This is a genomic window from Brevibacterium moorei, from assembly GCF_024580735.1.
GTDB classification, from domain to species: Bacteria; Actinomycetota; Actinomycetes; order Actinomycetales; family Brevibacteriaceae; genus Brevibacterium; species Brevibacterium moorei.
The window spans coordinates 1-256 of the sequence record NZ_JANIJX010000078.1; the positions used below are offsets into that span (position 1 = coordinate 1).

At 55.5% G+C, this 256-nt stretch carries 1 rRNA gene; it reads left to right on the forward strand.

Annotated features, from left to right (window positions below):
• Positions 1 to 152 precede the first annotated feature (152 nt).
• A 5S ribosomal RNA gene (rrf, locus tag NQ034_RS16110) occupies positions 153 to 256 on the forward strand; the annotation flags it as partial.

The window sequence follows — 256 nt, forward strand, 5'->3', positions numbered from 1 at the left end:
CTTGTCGGGGTGTGTGGTGGGTTGGGTAACACGAGTAACAACAACGAGCGTATAAGCATGCATGGCCCCTGTGTGGGGTTGGTGTTCACGTCTACTAGTTTCACTGCACGATCCAGTGATGCACACGTATGGTGTGTGTTGTTCTGTGGTTTTGCGGTGGTGAGAGCGTTGGGGAAACGCCCGGTCCCTTTCCGAACCCGGAAGCTAAGCCCGATTGCGCTGATGGTACTGCATGCGGGAGTGTGTGGGAGAGTAG